This window comes from Confluentibacter lentus (assembly GCF_002806995.1).
GTDB classification, from domain to species: Bacteria; Bacteroidota; Bacteroidia; order Flavobacteriales; family Flavobacteriaceae; genus Confluentibacter; species Confluentibacter lentus.
Genome location: NZ_NIHE01000002.1, coordinates 561,182 through 577,994, shown reverse-complemented (window position 1 = coordinate 577,994; position 16,813 = coordinate 561,182). Strand labels below are relative to the sequence as shown.

The 16,813-nt window shown below is 33.7% G+C and carries 15 protein-coding genes and 1 tRNA gene; 8 read left to right on the top strand and 8 right to left on the bottom strand.

Features of this window, described 5'->3' with window-relative positions; all coding sequences use genetic code 11:
* Positions 1–22 precede the first annotated feature (22 nt).
* The 4 genes from CDH50_RS06465 to rseP all read right to left on the bottom strand — a co-directional run bounded on the left by CDH50_RS06465 (position 23) and on the right by rseP (position 3,761).
* Complete coding sequence (locus CDH50_RS06465; RefSeq protein WP_100611185.1) at positions 23–613, bottom strand: PepSY-associated TM helix domain-containing protein; 591 nt, start codon at positions 611–613, stop codon at positions 23–25.
* A 1-nt stretch (position 614) separates the two neighbouring features.
* Positions 615–2,138 carry a DUF2271 domain-containing protein gene (locus tag CDH50_RS06460; protein WP_100611184.1) on the bottom strand — a complete coding sequence of 508 codons (1,524 nt, stop codon included), beginning with the start codon at positions 2,136–2,138 and terminating at the stop codon, positions 615–617.
* Between the two features lie 146 nt (positions 2,139–2,284).
* Positions 2,285–2,358 (bottom strand) — tRNA-Asn (locus CDH50_RS06455).
* A gap of 74 nt (positions 2,359–2,432) precedes the next feature.
* On the bottom strand, positions 2,433–3,761 hold the full coding sequence (gene rseP / locus CDH50_RS06450) for an RIP metalloprotease RseP (RefSeq protein WP_100611183.1): 1,329 nt from the start codon (positions 3,759–3,761) through the stop codon (positions 2,433–2,435).
* Positions 3,762–3,924: 163 nt separating this feature from the next.
* On the opposite strand from rseP, the gene CDH50_RS06445 reads away from it, so the two are divergent.
* From CDH50_RS06445 to CDH50_RS15315, 4 genes are all read left to right on the top strand, one after another.
* The gene (locus tag CDH50_RS06445; protein ID WP_100611182.1) at positions 3,925–4,593 is read left to right on the top strand and encodes an SCO family protein; all 669 of its coding nucleotides are present in this window, start codon (positions 3,925–3,927) and stop codon (positions 4,591–4,593) included.
* A gap of 112 nt (positions 4,594–4,705) precedes the next feature.
* Positions 4,706–4,939, top strand: a complete 234-nt coding sequence (locus tag CDH50_RS06440; RefSeq protein WP_100611181.1) for a FeoA family protein — start codon at positions 4,706–4,708, stop codon at positions 4,937–4,939.
* Positions 4,936–7,035, top strand: coding sequence for a ferrous iron transport protein B (feoB, locus tag CDH50_RS06435; protein ID WP_100611180.1), 2,100 nt, complete (start codon positions 4,936–4,938; stop codon positions 7,033–7,035). Before CDH50_RS06440 ends, feoB begins: the two co-directional genes overlap by 4 nt.
* Positions 7,036–7,071: 36 nt before the next feature.
* Positions 7,072–7,209, top strand: coding sequence for a FeoB-associated Cys-rich membrane protein (locus CDH50_RS15315; RefSeq protein WP_100611179.1), 138 nt, complete (start codon positions 7,072–7,074; stop codon positions 7,207–7,209).
* On the opposite strand, the gene CDH50_RS06425 is transcribed toward CDH50_RS15315, so the two are convergent.
* Positions 7,206–7,559, bottom strand: a complete 354-nt coding sequence (locus CDH50_RS06425; RefSeq protein WP_100611178.1) for an arsenate reductase family protein — start codon at positions 7,557–7,559, stop codon at positions 7,206–7,208. The two genes, CDH50_RS15315 and CDH50_RS06425, sit on opposite strands and share 4 nt — an antisense overlap.
* A 112-nt stretch (positions 7,560–7,671) precedes the next feature.
* On the opposite strand from CDH50_RS06425, the gene CDH50_RS06420 reads away from it, so the two are divergent.
* Complete coding sequence (locus CDH50_RS06420; protein ID WP_100611177.1) at positions 7,672–8,136, top strand: DinB family protein; 465 nt, start codon at positions 7,672–7,674, stop codon at positions 8,134–8,136.
* On the opposite strand, the gene CDH50_RS06415 is transcribed toward CDH50_RS06420, so the two are convergent.
* Positions 8,113–8,835: a DUF3298 and DUF4163 domain-containing protein gene (locus CDH50_RS06415; protein WP_100611176.1), complete on the bottom strand. Its 723-nt coding sequence runs from the start codon at positions 8,833–8,835 to the stop codon at positions 8,113–8,115. The two genes, CDH50_RS06420 and CDH50_RS06415, sit on opposite strands and share 24 nt — an antisense overlap.
* A gap of 88 nt (positions 8,836–8,923) precedes the next feature.
* Positions 8,924–9,724, bottom strand: coding sequence for a THC0290_0291 family protein (locus CDH50_RS06410; RefSeq protein WP_100611175.1), 801 nt, complete (start codon positions 9,722–9,724; stop codon positions 8,924–8,926).
* A gap of 199 nt (positions 9,725–9,923) precedes the next feature.
* On the opposite strand from CDH50_RS06410, the gene gdhA reads away from it, so the two are divergent.
* From gdhA to recO, 3 genes are all read left to right on the top strand, one after another.
* Positions 9,924–11,267 (top strand): NADP-specific glutamate dehydrogenase, encoded by a 1,344-nt coding sequence (gdhA, locus tag CDH50_RS06405; RefSeq protein WP_100611174.1) that lies wholly within the window; start codon positions 9,924–9,926, stop codon positions 11,265–11,267.
* Between the two features lie 125 nt (positions 11,268–11,392).
* Positions 11,393–13,732: a type IX secretion system anionic LPS delivery protein PorZ gene (porZ, locus tag CDH50_RS06400; protein WP_100611173.1), complete on the top strand. Its 2,340-nt coding sequence runs from the start codon at positions 11,393–11,395 to the stop codon at positions 13,730–13,732.
* A complete protein-coding gene (gene recO / locus CDH50_RS06395) occupies positions 13,732–14,451 on the top strand; it encodes a DNA repair protein RecO (RefSeq protein WP_100611172.1) in 720 nt (239 codons plus the stop codon). The genes porZ and recO overlap by 1 nt, the downstream gene beginning before the upstream one ends.
* Position 14,452: 1 nt before the next feature.
* Here the strand turns inward: recO and CDH50_RS06390 are convergent, their stop codons facing one another.
* Entirely contained in the window at positions 14,453–16,771 is a 2,319-nt protein-coding gene (locus CDH50_RS06390; RefSeq protein ID WP_100611171.1) for a T9SS type A sorting domain-containing protein, read from the bottom strand.
* Between the last annotated feature and the right edge of the window lie 42 nt (positions 16,772–16,813).

The following is a 16,813-nucleotide window of genomic DNA, read 5'->3' as shown; positions in this document are numbered from 1 at the left end:
GATTTACCTTTTTTGTTTCTTTTTATTGCCCCCAAAAATGGTAGATGACATAAATTATAACCAATCCAGTAAAAAGCAATACAATCCCCGCCAACCTTTTTTTCTTAATATATAACAATAGGATGAGGCCCGATAGTGAAATTACGGTCATTAAAATTGCAGATATGTCAATAACCCATAGCCATGCTTTGCCAGTATCCCTTCCTTTGTGTAAATCATTAAAAAACCCCATTAAACCTTGATTGGTTTCCATTAAGGAGTAACTGGCATCAGACCGATTTATAAATACATCAGCAGCATAACCCGGAGCTTTAAAAGTAACACTTATTTCACTGTCATAAATGTTAAAATCGGCAACAGCACCTTTTACTTTATATGTATTTCTAAAGTGTTCTACAATCTCAAGCTTTTTAATTTTCAATGTGTCCGTAGCATTTACCCAACTAGGCTCTAATGTGCCTTTATGTTGTGTAATGGAAGTGTTTTTTTGGAAAAAATCGGCATGGTTTAACGTTAGGCCTGTAATTGAAAAAAACAACACAATTATAAAGCTAACCATTGACAGATAAATATGTAGCCATCTTGAATATTTGGCTATTAACTTCTTAGCCATTTTATTTCTTTTTAATTTCTAAAGAAGCAGAAGCTACTTCAGGGTTTTTAGCCAATTCAATTTTATTCGCTTTATTATTTATCTTAATATCTTGGGTTATTAATTGGTAAGTGCCGTGTTCTCTAACAACTTCAATATTTACGATGTACGTGCCTTCTTTTACATATTCGCCTTTATCGTTTTTACCATCCCATTTAATAGCGTAGTTACCAGGGGGTCTTGTGGCACTCGATATGGAATTAATGGTTTGTGATTCTACATTAAAAGTTACATAATTAGCTCGATACCAAGCTTTCAAATCCCTCAGCCATTTTGGTTTGTTATACCAAACCAATAAGTTTCTTACGGGGGTTTTGTCTTGATTTTCAATCCAAATAGCAACAAATGGTCTTCTGTAAGGACCATTAAATTGTGCCAATTCAAGATTGATGGTTAACTCATATGCTGGATTCCACTGGCCATCTTTGGCAATAGTAATATCAGTATTATTTTGTTTGGTTATTTCAACCGATTTCCAATTATCACTTTCAATTCGTTTTCCGTCTTTGTTAATAATAAGATAGGCTACATCTGGAAACTGATTAGCCAGTTGAGTACTTTCCTCAATAGTCATGATATTAAAAGCGGTAGCTAATGCGCCCGCATCGATAGCATTATTTGCGATAACAGTAGCCGATATAATGTTATCTGCCGGCATACCTGTTGTTGGGTTAATGATGTGTGAATACCATTCATTTTTAATGAGATGGCCTCTTTTATAATTTCCACTGGTAGCGATAAATTTATTTTGAATTTTAACAACATCTAAGGCAGCATCGTTAATAGCACTGGCTTTTGGGTTGGCAATTTCTATCGTCTCGTTTTGATTGCCAACAACAAAAATATCACCTCCTATGTTCATCACAACACCTTCCACATCAGTATTTGCCATTACTTTTTTTGTGGCACGATCTATAATATAACTTTTCACAAAGGTATTTAGCTTTAATGGCGCGTTTGTAAGATGTGTAATGGTGCCGTTTTTATAATCAATTTTCCAGTGTGTTTGATTGGCCTTATTTGCAGCCATTTGCAACTCGTTTTTTGAAGGTGAAATTTGTGTGTTTTCGGCATTTTCCCAAACTTGGCTAACCACTTCAAAAGCAGGATTTATGGTGCCATTGGTATATTGTTTCCATGTATCGAATAAACTTAAAACTTCTATAAGTTCTTTGGATGCTTTCACAGGAATATTTTGGGTACGCATCCAAATACTAAATTCGCTTTGTGTATCATATGCACTTAATATTTTAGAAAGTCTATTTATTTCATTTAAAGCAATTTTTTCAGCAATGAGGGCTTGTTTGTTTGACGTTGTTTTTATTTTCATCTCAAAAGAAGTTCCCAATATATTTTCAAAATGGGATATAAAAACAGAGCTATTTTTTTCTTTGTTTTTTATTGGAAGATTCCAACTAGTTAATAAAATGGCTGAAAACAAGAACACTATAAATGATGCTTTGCTTTTTAGGATGTTAGTATTCATATTATTAATGATTATAATGCTTAGATAAAGTTTTAGTATAAAGGTTTAAGCGGATGTAATCTTTTTTAATATTTTGTATTAGTGCTTAATAACCTTGCTAGTAACAAAAAAGACCTTACATTTCTGTAAAGTCTTTTCTTGTTTTGCTCCCCCTCTTGGGCTCGAACCAAGGACCCTTTGATTAACAGTCAAATGCTCTAACCAACTGAGCTAAGGAGGAGTGTTTCTTTTCGCTTTTGCGAGCGCAAATATATATATATTTTTATACTTTGCAATATAAAAATTAAAAAAATATTAATTAAAAATAGCTTTAAAAATATCGTTCCCATTGGCAAAAAGAACCAAGGCTATAAGTATAAAGAAACCAACCATTTGCGCATATTCCATAAACTTGTCTCCAGGTTTTCTGCCCGATATCATTTCATATAACAAAAACATAACGTGCCCACCATCTAAAGCAGGTATTGGCAATAAGTTTAACACAGCAAGCATAATAGATAAGAAAGCTGTTAATTGCCAAAAAGCGGCCCAGTTCCATGTTGCAGGGAACATTTTGCCAATAGCAGCAAATCCACCAATTTGTGAGGCACCTTTTTTAGTAAAGATGTATTTAAACTGCGACAAATAATCTTTAATGGTCCAATAACCCACTGAAAAACCGGATACAATGCTTTCTCCAAAAGAATAATCCCGATGTCTGATAACAATTGAAGAATCTTCTATTCCTTCAATACTTACTCCAATTTTATTGTCATCTGTCGGAGTTATTTTTAAAGTTTTAACTTCTGAATTTCTTTCAACATCCAAGCTAACACTTGATTCTTTTCTGTTTTTTAAAGCATAGGTAAAATCGGTAAAATAATTTATTTCTTTTCCGTCAACACTTAAAATTTTATCTGTATCCAAAAGTCCTGCTTTAAATGCAGGTGAATCAGGAACTATAGAATCTATTTTGAATTTTTGCCTTGGTGCTAAAGCAGGAATGTCTCCTGTTTCAAAAAGCTCTGTTCCTATGTTTTCAGGTAATTTTAACTCTTCAATAGTGCCATCAATTCTTTTTACCGTTATATGTTCCGTTTTTCTAAACATTAAATGGGCAGATATATTGTCAGTTTCTGCAAAAGGGATATTGTTTATGGATACTATTTTATCTCCATCCTTAAAACCATATTTTTCCATGGTTTTAGTGACTCCAAACCCATATTTTATATCATCTGTATTTTGGTAATCTCTCCCCCATACAAACAATATCATCATATAAATAAAAAAGCCCAGTAAAAAATTCACCGTAACGCCACCCAACATAATAATTAATCGCTGCCATGCTGGCTTAGAGCGAAATTCCCACGGCTGTGGCGGTTGTGCCATTTGCTCAGTGTCCATACTTTCATCAATCATTCCAGAAATTTTCACATAGCCGCCTAATGGTAACCAGCCAATACCATAAACCGTATCGCCTATTTTCTTTTTAAACAATGAAAACTTAACATCAAAAAACAAATAGAATTTTTCTACCCTAGTTTTAAACAATTTAGCAGGGATAAAGTGCCCCAGTTCGTGTAAAACTACCAATATGGAAAGGCTTAATAATAATTGAGCCGCTTTTATTAAAAATACAGACATGTATTGCTTTTTTTTATAACCGCACAAAAGTAATCTTTTAAACCAACTTTAAAAAGCTAATTATAAATAGTGACGTGATTTAACAAGAAATTAAGCCATTATGTGGCAGTACATCTTTTAATTTCATTGTATTTTTGTATTAATTTAATTTTTATTCGTTTTAATGCAGTCATTCTTTAAAGAGTATAAAATTTTTGCTATTGTTTTTGGCATTATTTCTATTATAATTGTTACGATAATTTACGATACACTTAATGTTTATAAGCCTTTACCTGTTTATCAGCCAGAAATGGTTAATTCAGAATTGGTTGACAGTACCATTCAAAGCAAAAGAAAATATCATAAAATAGCCGATTTTAAACTTATTAATCAAAACGGAAAGACCATTACCCAAGATGATTACCAAAATAAAATCTATGTGGCCGATTTCTTTTTCACAACCTGTCAAACCATTTGCCCCATAATGACTAGCCATATGGCCGATGTTCAAAAAGAAATAATGGATGATAATGAAGTCATGCTATTATCTCACACAGTTACCCCAGAAATAGATACTGTTGAACAATTAAAACGTTACGCTAAAGAAAAAGGCGTTAATGATGCGAAGTGGAATTTAGTGACTGGCGATAAAAAACATATTTACGAGCTAGCAAGAAAAAGCTATTTAGCAGTTAAAAGCAATGGAGATGGCGGCCCCTTTGATATGATTCACACCGAAAACTTCATGCTTATTGATAAAAAGAAACAGATAAGAGGTTTTTATGATGGCACTAAACCTGAAGATATTGAACGTTTGCTAGATGATATTAAAATCCTTAAAAAGGAAAAATAAATCTTTGATTGTTTGTTGTTAAGCTCAAGCTTTGAAAACTTTATAACTTAGTTACTTTGTAACTATAAACTTTTACCTTACTTTTGCTTCTTTAAAATCAATCTAAATAAGCTTGCAAATTACACTAGCACATCTTAAACGGGGCGAACGCGGTATTATTACTGATGTTTCTTCAATACATATACCTTTAAAGTTGCTTGAAATGGGGTGTTTGCCAGGTAATTTTGTAGAACTTGTTCAGTTGGCACCGTTTAAAGATCCCATGTATTTAAACATTAATGGAACACATTTGGCCATCAGAAAGGAAACGGCTTCTCACATTCTAATTGAAAAAATAGAGCTATGAGTAAGCAAATAAATGTGGCTTTAATTGGTAATCCAAATACTGGAAAAACATCTGTTTTTAACGCCTTAACAGGACTCAATCAAAAGGTTGGAAATTATCCAGGCATTACCGTCGAGAAAAAACAAGGTGTTTGTAAACTACCTAGAGGTGTTAAAGCTCATATCATTGATTTACCGGGAACGTACAGTTTAAATGCGTCTTCACTTGATGAAAACGTAGTTATAGAATTGCTGCTCAATAAAAATGATAAGGATTTTCCAGATGTTGCTGTTGTAGTGAGCGATGTTGAAAATTTAAAACGCAACCTATTACTTTTTACTCAAATTAAAGATTTAGAGATACCAACCATTCTCGTCATTAATATGGCAGATAGAATGCGGTATAAAGGTATTTCTTTGGATATTGATCACCTAGAAGAGCGTCTTAATACCAAAGTAGCTTTAGTAAGTACCAGAAAAAAAGAAGGCATAGACCATTTAAAAAACTTAATAACCAATTATAAAGACATCTCTATAACGCCTTGTTTAGACACGTCTGAAATTGATAAAGACTACTTTGATAATTTACGAAAAGCATTTCCAAATCAATTAATTTATAAACTTTGGTTGGTTATTACGCAAGATGTTAATTTCGGCAAAATAGATAGAAATGAAATTGATGCTATTGCTAATTTTAAGACTAAAAGTAAAGCCGATTTAAAACGATTACAGCAAAAGGAAACCATTAAAAGATATCAGTTTATAAATGATGTTCTTAAAAACGGACAAACAATTGATGCTTCACAAGCTAAAGATTTACGGACGAAATTGGATAGGGTTTTAACCCATAAAGTTTGGGGATATCTTATTTTCTTCATCATTTTACTTACCATTTTTCAAGCTATTTATGATTGGTCCAGTGTGCCAATGGATTTTATTGATAGCGTTTTTGCGTCTTTAAGTGAGTGGGCAAAAAATGCATTGCCATCAGGTGTTTTTACTAATCTATTAGCTGAAGGTATCATTCCTGGTCTGGGCGGTATTGTTATTTTTATTCCTCAAATAGCATTTTTATTTTTATTTATTTCTGTTCTTGAGGAAAGTGGCTATATGAGTCGCGTGGTGTTTTTAATGGATAGAATTATGAGACGGTTTGGGTTAAGTGGAAAAAGTGTGGTGCCACTCATATCAGGTACCGCCTGTGCAATTCCTGCCATTATGGCCACCAGAAATATTGAAAGTTGGAAAGAACGCTTGATTACTATTTTGGTAACGCCTTTTACAACATGTTCAGCAAGACTTCCTGTATATTTAATTATTATTTCTTTGGTCATACCAGAAGGACGCTTTTTCGGTTTAGGATACCAAGCACTTACGCTTATGTTATTGTACTTGATTGGATTTGGTACGGCGATAATTTCAGCATACATCTTAAACAAAATATTGAAAATCAAAAGCAAAACATTTTTTGTGATTGAGATGCCCAATTACAAGCTGCCTTTATTTAAAAATGTGGTGTTAACGGTTGTTGAAAAAACAAAATCCTTTGTTTTTGGCGCAGGAAAAATAATTCTAGCCATTTCTATTTTACTTTGGGGCTTGGCATCTTATGGTCCTGGACCAGAATTTAATGATGCAGAGACCATCGTGAAAAAAGAGTATGCTTCCCAAAATTTAAGTGAAGACGAATTGCAACGCAAAATTTCGTCTCAAAAATTGGAATATTCATTTATTGGCATTACGGGTCGAGCTATAGAACCTGCGATAAGACCCTTGGGTTACGATTGGAAAATTGGTATTGCCATTGTGAGTAGTTTTGCTGCTCGCGAAGTATTCGTGGGCACACTAGCGACCATTTATAGTGTAGGAAGCGATGAAGAAGAGACCATTAAAAACAGAATGGCAGGTGAAGTAAACCCAATTCTTGGCGGCCCTTTATTTACTTTTGCATCAGGAGTATCATTACTATTGTTTTACGCATTTGCCATGCAGTGCATGAGTACATTAGCCATTGTTAAACGTGAAACAAACAGTTGGAAATGGCCTACTTTACAATTGATAATTATGAGTAGTTTTGCTTATATAGTAGCCTTATTGGCGTTTCAATTTTTAAAATAGTTTAAGGAAATAAAAGGATTTCCGACCAACATCATCATGAACACCATAATACAAAACATATTAGTTGTCGTTGCAGTAGGTTTGGCTATAATCTTTATGGTCAGAAAGTTTATTTGGAAACCGACTAAATCAAAAAAAGGGTGTGGAGGTAATGATGGGTGCGGATGCCATTAATTGTTGATTTTCTTTTTAGCAGCTTCAACAACATTTCTGGAATTCCCTATAAAAATAGCGTCATCACATATAATGACTGGCCTGCTTAAAAATGTATAATGTTCTAAAATATAGTGTTTATAATCACGTTCGGTCAACTCTTGGTTTTTCAAATCCATTTCTTTGTAAAGATTGGATCGTTTACTGAAAAGTACTTCATAGCTACCAGCTAATTTTTTCATCTCTTCAAGTTGTTTCACTGTAATCTCTTCAGTTTTAATATCCTGTAAAATATAATCAGAGGGAAGATTTAATTCCTTTAAAATTCGGTTACACGTACTACACGTTTTTAAATAATATACCTTTTTCATTTGATTGATTTTATTGTTTACTACACATGGAAATCTAGAAAATTTAACTACAATATAAAAGAAATGTTTTCATAAAAAAGTATATTTATCGAAAATTAATATAGCATAGTTCATGGATTTTATATTTGAAGTTTTACCAAACACAAGGAAATATTTACATAGCGTAATAGAAAGTAATTCGTTAGAAGATTTAAACAAAATCCCAAAAGGGTTTAATAACAACATTATTTGGAATATTGCCCACCTCATAGTTTCACAACAAATACTTGTTTATAAATTATCTGGATTGCCTCTTATGGTAAGCGATGCGTTTGTTGAAAAATATAGAAAAGGTTCTAAGCCAGAAGCTCCTATAACTTTAGATGAAGTCGAAGAAATTAAAGGATTGTTATTTTCTCCAATTCAAAAAACCCAAGAAGATTATAATAATGGGGTATTTCAAAATTATCAAGAATATGTGGTTGTTACAACTGGCAACACGCTTAAAAGTGTTGAAGATGCCCTTCAATTCACTGCTTTTCACGAAGGATTGCACATAGGTTATATTATGGCTTTATTGCGCGCTATCAAAATTTAAAAGGGGATTTATATTTTCAAAAGGAATAACAAATTCAATGATGCCTTCTGAGTAAGGTGCGATTTCATAAGCATTATAAAGTAATACAACACCTTCGTCATTAACGCCTATGTTTTCGGGTAATTTAAATGATTGAGGATCAAAGAGAACATCTTTGTCTTCAATGGTATCTTCAAAATAGCGATTTGCCAATGCATTAAAATCAGCCATATTTTTAAATAAATCTGAATTTTTAATCGGTTTTCCTGTTTTGGCATCAAAATTTAAAAATGAAATGGTTAGGTTTCCATGGGCACCACCGGTGTCTAGATAGGATGTTAGTGATATGCTAATTAATTCGGGTGATTGGTACATAATCTCGCCATCTATTTGTGCTTCCCAAGGCTGAGAGCTTTCTGGGAAATCAGCTTTAAAGCGATTGTATTCATCATTAAAAATATCAATACCTTCTTCAATCGTTTTGATGGTCACAGGTTCTGAAGGGTCCAAACGGAGCATTTCTATAACATGATTATTAACAACGGAATTTATATTATCAATAATGTTTATATTTCCCGTTGCGACAGGTATTAAAACTTCAACAAGAGTGTTTTCTTGAGTGGTAATATTTATGTCTGAAAAACTTATTTTTGGGTCGTCTTTGCAAGAACTCAAAATAAGAAAACCAATAAAAATAAAGTAATAAAAGTTTTTGAACATGGAGGGTAATGTTTACACACAACAAAGGTATAAATATTACGTTTGAATACAGCTTGTTAAAGGATGTTTCTTTAGAAAAATGAGCCTATTATAAATAAATAATATAACCTACATTCAGCCATAAAAGCCAGTCGTTATACTTGTTATAATTAAGGTTATGGTCAAGTCCATCAACCCTATCATTAAAGTAGTATTGCCATCTCAGGTCTAACATTAAATCAGAAAGTTTTCCAACTTTATATCTAAAACCTACACTGGTAACCATAGAAAATGTGTTGCCTGGAGAGGCGTCTACAGATCCTGGAGCCCAACCTGAGTAAAAATTACTTGGGTCTGTAACATCGCCAAAAGCAGCAGGATTTGGATTTGCATATGTTGTTTTAACCTTTGGTGTAAAAGAAGTATAATGAACACCTAAACTTACAAAAGGAGCAAGTCTATAGCTAAATGCCTGAAAAGAACGAATACTTAAGGGGAAAAACTCTAGCTGTGTACCAATATCTAAATTATTGGCAACGCCAGTGTGCCCCCTAAGCTGATTGGCCTCTATAGTGGTTCTGCTTGGGTCTACCCATTTACCAAGATGCTCTAAATTTGTTCTGTTCCAAGAGATTTCATTACGTAATTTAAAATGGTCATTAAAATAGGTGTCAGTGGTATAACAATTACAATCTGCGCTGTAAGAAAAGTTTAAGTAATGAATAATTCCAACGCCAATACCAGAATTTCCAAAATTTGTTTCTTCATCTGATCGATTCCCAAAGTCAGAACGAAACTGGACTGGACCAGCAATAACGCCTAGTTCGTGTGAAAAGCCTAATTGAGAGAATGCAGTTTGACTCAGTACAAACAAGCCAAAAAAGAAAGCTAACCGTTTCAAGTCAAGCATAATAAGGTTTTATTTTTTTGGAGCATTATTAAACAAATATATAAAAACTCGCATCACAAACAAATTTAAATAAATTAGTAGATAAGACCTGAAAAATATTGATTATGAATTTCATAAATAAAAACTATAATTTTTTAAATACAACGTATATTTGCACATAAAAATTATAAAATCAATAAAAGCAATACTTTTTGTGTCTATGAAAAATATAGTTGAAGAGTTTTTAAATCTTGTAAAAGAACGAAATGGTAATGAACCCGAGTTTTTACAAGCTGTTGAGGAAGTTGCAGAGACTGTGCTTCCATACATTGTTAAGCACGATATTTATTATGGCAAAAACATTTTATTAAGAATGGTAGAACCAGAACGTGCCATAACATTTAGAGTTTGTTGGGTTGATGATTCGGGTGTGATCCAAGTTAATAGAGGTTACAGAATTCAAATGAATTCCGCCATAGGCCCTTATAAAGGGGGCTTACGTTTTCATCCTACGGTTAATATGAGCATCCTAAAGTTTCTAGCTTTCGAGCAGGTTTTTAAAAACAGTTTAACCACATTGCCCATGGGTGGTGGTAAAGGGGGAAGTGATTTTGATCCTAAAGGGAAAAGTGATGGCGAAATTATGCGTTTTTGTCATTCGTTTATGAGTGAGTTATTTAGACATATAGGACCAAATACAGACATACCTGCAGGTGATATAGGTGTTGGTGCCAGAGAAGTAGGATTCCTTTTTGGGATGTATAAAAAATTAAAAAATGAGTTCACTGGCGTTTTAACAGGTAAGGGATTGTCTTGGGGAGGGTCATTAATCAGACCTGAAGCAACTGGCTATGGAACCGTTTATTTTGCTCAAAAAATGCTTGAAACAAAAGAGAAAGATTTTATTGGAAAGCAAGTTGTTGTGTCTGGCTCGGGAAATGTAGCTCAATATGCTGTTGAAAAATGTATTCAATTGGGGGCTAAAGTATTAACCATGTCTGATTCTTCTGGATATATTTACGATTTAGAAGGTATAAATGCTGAAAAACTAGCCCATATCATGCATATTAAAAATGTAAAAAGAGGCAGAATAAGTGATTATTTAGAAACTTATAAAAACGCCAAATTTATAAAAGGAAAAACTCCTTGGGAAGTAACATGCGATATTGCATTGCCATGTGCCACACAAAATGAGCTTAATGAAGCGGATGCCAAAATGTTGTTGAAGAATGGTTGCATTTGCGTTGCAGAAGGCGCCAATATGCCCTCTACACTTGGTGCTGTTCATGTGTTTCAGGAAGCTAAAATTTTATATGCACCAGGTAAAGCATCCAATGCAGGTGGTGTTGCAACTTCTGGTTTAGAGATGACTCAAAATTCATTAAGATACAATTGGACAAGAGAGGAAGTAGACTTAAAATTAAAAGAAATCATGTCCAATATTCATGATTCTTGCATCAAATATGGTAAAAATGAAGATGGTTATGTTGACTATGTAAAGGGAGCCAACATCGCTGGGTTTGTTAAAGTAGCCGATGCCATGCTTGCTCAAGGAATCGTATAAAGCCTTAATTTAAAATATCAATTACTAAAAGCTCCCTATAAAACAGGGAGCTTTTTCATTTAATTTATATTATTTTAAAGTAAAACTCGTTATATATAAATATATTTGGGTGAAGAAAACAACCTATGATTAAAAGAATTTTTGTCTTAGTAATTTACTTTTTTCCATTTTTACAATTTGCCCAAGATTTTTCAACCTTATGGCAAGGTCATTTTTCTTTTTATAATATAAAAGATGTTGTAGAAAGCGACACTAAAATTTATGCAGCTGCACAAAACGCCGTTTTTACTTATGATAAGCAAACTAGAGAATTAGAACAGCTTACCACAATTCACGGATTATCAGGTGAAAATATATCAACCATATACTATAGTGATACTTATGAATTGCTAATCATTGGTTATGAAAACGGATTAATAGAAATAGCATTCGATAATGACGATAATGTACTTACAATCAACGATATTGTTGATAAACCAACCATACCACCCAATAATAAAAGAGTCAATCATTTTAATGCCTATCAAAATGTGGTTTATATTTCTACAAATTATGGCATTTCCGTATTTGATTTAGATAGATTGGAATTTGGGGATACTTATTTTGTAGGAGATTTGGGAACACAAATTCAGGTCAGCCAAACAGCCATTATTGGAGACGAGATTTATGCTTCTTGTTTAGAAGGACATGGTATTAGAAAAGCCCAAGTTTCTAGTCCGAATTTAATAGATTATCAAAATTGGCAAACCATTGTTTCAGGAAGTTTTTCTTCCATTGAAACTTTAGAAGATAAATTATTTACAACACGAACCGATAATTGGATTTTTCAAATTACAAATAACACATTGTCCCAGTTGTTTCAATATGCCAATCCACCCCTTGATGTTAGAGCGGCTAATGGGAATTTAATAGTTATCACCATAAATAATGTTTTTGTTTACGATTCTAATTTTAATTTACTTTCCCAAGCAGCGGTTACCCCATCATTTAGCACACAATTCACATCGGCTACTGTAGATTCAGAATATATCTATATAGGAACCCATGATTTTGGTGTTTTAAAAACCCTAATCTCTAGTCCAGGAACCTATGAAGAAGTACATCCCGAAGGGCCCTTGCTAAACACCCCTTTTTCAATTCAGGCTACACCTAATAATCTTTGGGTTACTTTTGGAGATTATGATATTTTTTTCAATCCGTATCCTTTAAACAGTCTTGGCTTTAGTCATTTAAACGGGGATGAATGGATAAATACACCTTATAGTGCCGCTTTAAATGCTATGTGTTTAAATGCTATTTCTGTAAATCCTTTTAATAATAACCAAGTATTTATAAGTTCTTTTTTTAATGGGTTGTTAGAAGTTAATGAAGACATTCCAACCATGTTATACAATCAAAGCAATAGTGGTTTGGAATCGTTAGTTTTACCATCCGATCCCAACTATGTTGATATAAGAGTTGGCCCTTCTAAATTTGATAGTGCAGGATTATTATGGACAGTGACGAGTCAAATAGATAGACCATTAAAATCATATAACCCAACAACCAATCAATGGCAATCATATAGTTTTACAGATATTATACAGAGTAGAAATCTAGGCTATGGTGATATGGTTATTGGAAACGATGGCACTAAATGGATTGCCAGTTACGAACATGGTTTTATTGGGTTTAAAGAAAACGGCAATAGTTTTCAGTTAAAAAAAATATTCCGAGAAGAAGAAAATATGCCAATGAGTTATGTGACGGCATTAGCTTTGGATAGAAGAAATCAGCTTTGGATAGGAACTTATAGAGGATTAAGAGTGCTTTATAATACAACCAATTTTTTTGATGATAATGATATAAGCGTTGATGAAATCATTATTTCTGAAGACGGCATTGCTAAAGAACTTCTTTTTCAACAGATAATTACAGATATTGAAGTAGATGGCTCGAACAACAAATGGATTGGAACGGTAAGCTCTGGAATCTTTTATTTGTCATCTGACGGACAAAATACAATTTTTCATTTTACAACGGATAATTCCCCGTTGCCATCAAATGAAATAACAGATATTTCTATAGACCAAACCAACGGTAAAGTTTATATAGCAACCAGCAAAGGATTGGTGTCTTTTCGTTCGGGAAGTTCAGGAACTCAGGAAACATTGCAAGCAGCCCATGTGTACCCAAATCCGGTACGGCCAACATTTAATATTACCGAAGACCGTGTGAAAATCAAGGATATTTCTGAAAATGTCAATATTAAAATCACCGATATAGAAGGCAATTTGGTAGCCGAAGCACAATCAAGGATCAATTTAAGGTATAGAGGTTTTAATTTGGAAATTGATGGAGGTACAGCGTATTGGAATGGTAAAAACCTTGCTAATAATGTAGTGAAATCTGGAGTATATCTGGTCATGCTATCAGATTTAGATACGTTTGAAACCAAAGTCATTAAGTTAATGGTTATTAGGTAATGCTAGTATCTACAAATGGTATTGTTATTTCAAAATTAAAATATGGCGACAACGATCTTATTGTAAAATGTTACATGCAGCATTATGGCATGCTCAGTTTTTTATTAAGAGGTGTTTTAAAAAGTAAAAAAGGGATTGTTCAAACGGCTTATTTTCAGTTGCTTTCCCAATTGACTTTGGTCATCGATTATAAAGCCAACCGCTCTCTCCACACCATAAAAGAAGTTAAATTAAATCATCTTTATAGCAGTTTACATTCCAATGTTGTAAAAAGTGCCGTTGTTATGTTTTTGTCTGAAGCCCTGTCAAGTACATTAAAAGAAGAAGAACAAAACGAAACACTTTACACTTATTTGGAAAACACCTTGTTATGGTTCGATTCCCATGACGAATACGCGAATTTTCATTTGGTGTTTTTACTGAAGCTTACTAAATATTTAGGGTTTTACCCCGAAGTTAATAATATAGAATATGATTATTTTAATCTTCAAGATGGGAAATTCGAGTTGAAACCTTCCAGTAAATATGCTATTTCTGGCGAAAATCTAACACTTTTAAAGATACTTTTGCATACAAGTTTTGATATGTTATCCGAAATAAGAATAACTTCCAAACAAAGACAGTCATTTTTAAATATGCTATTGCTTTATTTCGAATTGCATTTAGGAAGTTTTAAAACTCCTAAATCCTTGCAGATTTTCAACCAAGTTTTTAATTAAACTATTTTTTAACCGCCTTTTTTGTAATAACAGATCCATTTGAAAGTTCCACTTTAGCGATGTAAATGTTGTTTTTCAGATTTGAAAGATGATATATTTCTTCGCTATTTTGCCCTTTGAACGCATATAACTCCCTTCCCAATAAATCAAAAACAGTCACGGTTTTAATCCTTAAATCATTGGTAATTGTAAACTTAACACGGTCGTTGTCCAAATCAATAATTTTTAAGGTGTTGGTATCGGCTACCAATTCATCGATTGATAGCGATTGGTTATTGAACATCACTACAAAACGGTCGTTAAACTCACCAACTTCTGATGTAAATGTATAATCGGAACCACATAGGTTATGTACTTTATTCAATAAATTATCCTTTAAATAAATGGTGTTATTTTTTAAAAACTCTCCTTGCAATTGCGCGATAGATAAAGTGTACAAAGTAGCAACGTTAATACTGGTTTTAAAGCCAAGTTTAATGGTTTCATTCGCATCTAGACTGCTTTCTGCTTTTCCTTGAATGGCGAATTTTTGAGTTGAACTCTCAATAATTGAATATAAAGCTGCTGGATAATCAGCTGTTAAAAGTTTTGGGGCATCATAAGATAAACCGTCATTGTCATTAGTTGCGCCGTCAACATAAGCCACCAAAATTTGGTTGAAAATTCCGTTATCAGATTTTAAGTCAACCCATAATTTGTTTTCCACAACATTTGAACTGTTCTTGGCACTTGTATTTTTAAAAAACTGTAAGTTACTGGTTCCGTCTGCCATACGCATGGCATTAGTAAAAGTAGCAGTCCCATTTGCTAAACCAGCAACAAAGAAACCTTGTCCTGATGGAATGTATTGAGTTGGTGTATCTGGGCCACCACCTGCAGTGCCTCCACTGCCCACAGTAAAGACGGCATAGTCGTTTAGGTTGAAGTTTAAATTTTGGTTTCCAGGGTTGGCAGCATCAGGCGGAGAAGCCTGTGACCAAAAATAAGCCGCACCATCAATAACACTTGAATTAGCTTGTTGAAACGTAATAAAATCAATGGCGGAAGGATAGGGATTACCGATAAAATTCCAGCTAAACGCAGGGAAAATATTTTCTGTATTATTTATAATTGTTATTGGAATATCACCTGTATTAAATTCCCCTATAAAAGTTGCTATACCTGTAGCTCCAGGAAAGTGAAACCGAGATTCAGTAACCGCATAACCAACGCCGGGTAGAACAGGGTCAGTTCCTAAAGCAATTTGCCAATCGTTGTTGTTGTCATCAATATCATCGGGGATGCCGTTGGTTGTGCCGACTGTATGTTCATCTATATAGTTTGCAGCGTTATACCAAAATCGTCTGTCTCCATCTACGTCTGGGAATGTCTCTTCAATGGTTTGACCATTGACGGGTGAACTCCAATAGGTGTAATAATACCATTGAGCTTTGTTAGCTGTTTGTTTAACAACTCTAGAATCTCCACCGGGACTTAATGTAAAAGTCCCATAATTACTACTTTGCACAAAATTACCTTGTGTTTCAACATACAGTTCGCCATCAACAACTACATCATTTACTACTTCAACATAAGTGCCATTGGCGACAAACAGTTCTGCTCCAGGGTTTATGGTTAAGTTACAGGCACTAAAACTTATTTCACTGCCTCCGTTTGAAGTATTATAATCGGCAGCAATAATAACTTCTGTGGTTGAATTTGGCACGCCACTCCAAGCACCATTCCAAGTTACTGTTGTAGAACAAGGCAGCGCAGATACTACGCCACTGAATGTAAAACTGTCAATGCTAAAAGTACCCGTGCCTGCGCCAGCACCCCAAGCATAAAATCTAAAAGTAATGGGTGATGTAATATTTTGATATGGGGTTAAATTTATAGTTGTGCCACCTGATGAAGGGGTTCCAATATTAGAGGTATATCCATCTAGACTACTTCTAAAAGCAAATAATGTAGGTCCGCCTGCGGATGCCTGACTTGTATATACAAAATTTCCAAAATCTATTTCATACCCTGCATTTGGGGTAATGGTGAATTCAAAATAATCATTGGCATCTATACTTCCCGTACTCCAGCCTCTTACATTATATCTATCATTTGTTCCAGTAGCAATACCCGAAACCCCCGTCCCTTTTCCGATACCTGAAACCGTAATACTTGGGTCAAAATATTGCCCATTTGTGTAGGGATTATTGACTTCTGCGTTAATAGCGTTTTCGGTTATTGGATTATTAAATATACTTTGCCCAAACCCAAAGCCTACAAAGAACAAGCCAAAAGCTAAAAAAGAGAATAATGGTTTTAAAGTAATTTTATGTACCATACGCTTACGTTTTTAAAATCTAAAAGATTTGTGTTTTTACAA

Coding starts and splice junctions, on each gene's coding strand:
- CDH50_RS06425 (WP_100611178.1), bottom strand. CDS start 7,559: ATGAAAAAGGTATATTATTTAAAAACGTGTAGTACGTGTAACCGAATT.
- CDH50_RS15315 (WP_100611179.1), top strand. CDS start 7,072: ATGAACACCATAATACAAAACATATTAGTTGTCGTTGCAGTAGGTTTG.
- CDH50_RS06390 (WP_100611171.1), bottom strand. CDS start 16,771: ATGGTACATAAAATTACTTTAAAACCATTATTCTCTTTTTTAGCTTTT.
- recO (WP_100611172.1), top strand. CDS start 13,732: ATGCTAGTATCTACAAATGGTATTGTTATTTCAAAATTAAAATATGGC.
- CDH50_RS06445 (WP_100611182.1), top strand. CDS start 3,925: ATGCAGTCATTCTTTAAAGAGTATAAAATTTTTGCTATTGTTTTTGGC.
- rseP (WP_100611183.1), bottom strand. CDS start 3,761: ATGTCTGTATTTTTAATAAAAGCGGCTCAATTATTATTAAGCCTTTCC.
- CDH50_RS06410 (WP_100611175.1), bottom strand. CDS start 9,724: ATGCTTGACTTGAAACGGTTAGCTTTCTTTTTTGGCTTGTTTGTACTG.
- CDH50_RS06465 (WP_100611185.1), bottom strand. CDS start 613: ATGGCTAAGAAGTTAATAGCCAAATATTCAAGATGGCTACATATTTAT.
- CDH50_RS06415 (WP_100611176.1), bottom strand. CDS start 8,835: ATGTTCAAAAACTTTTATTACTTTATTTTTATTGGTTTTCTTATTTTG.
- porZ (WP_100611173.1), top strand. CDS start 11,393: ATGATTAAAAGAATTTTTGTCTTAGTAATTTACTTTTTTCCATTTTTA.
- gdhA (WP_100611174.1), top strand. CDS start 9,924: ATGAAAAATATAGTTGAAGAGTTTTTAAATCTTGTAAAAGAACGAAAT.
- CDH50_RS06460 (WP_100611184.1), bottom strand. CDS start 2,138: ATGAATACTAACATCCTAAAAAGCAAAGCATCATTTATAGTGTTCTTG.
- CDH50_RS06420 (WP_100611177.1), top strand. CDS start 7,672: ATGGATTTTATATTTGAAGTTTTACCAAACACAAGGAAATATTTACAT.
- feoB (WP_100611180.1), top strand. CDS start 4,936: ATGAGTAAGCAAATAAATGTGGCTTTAATTGGTAATCCAAATACTGGA.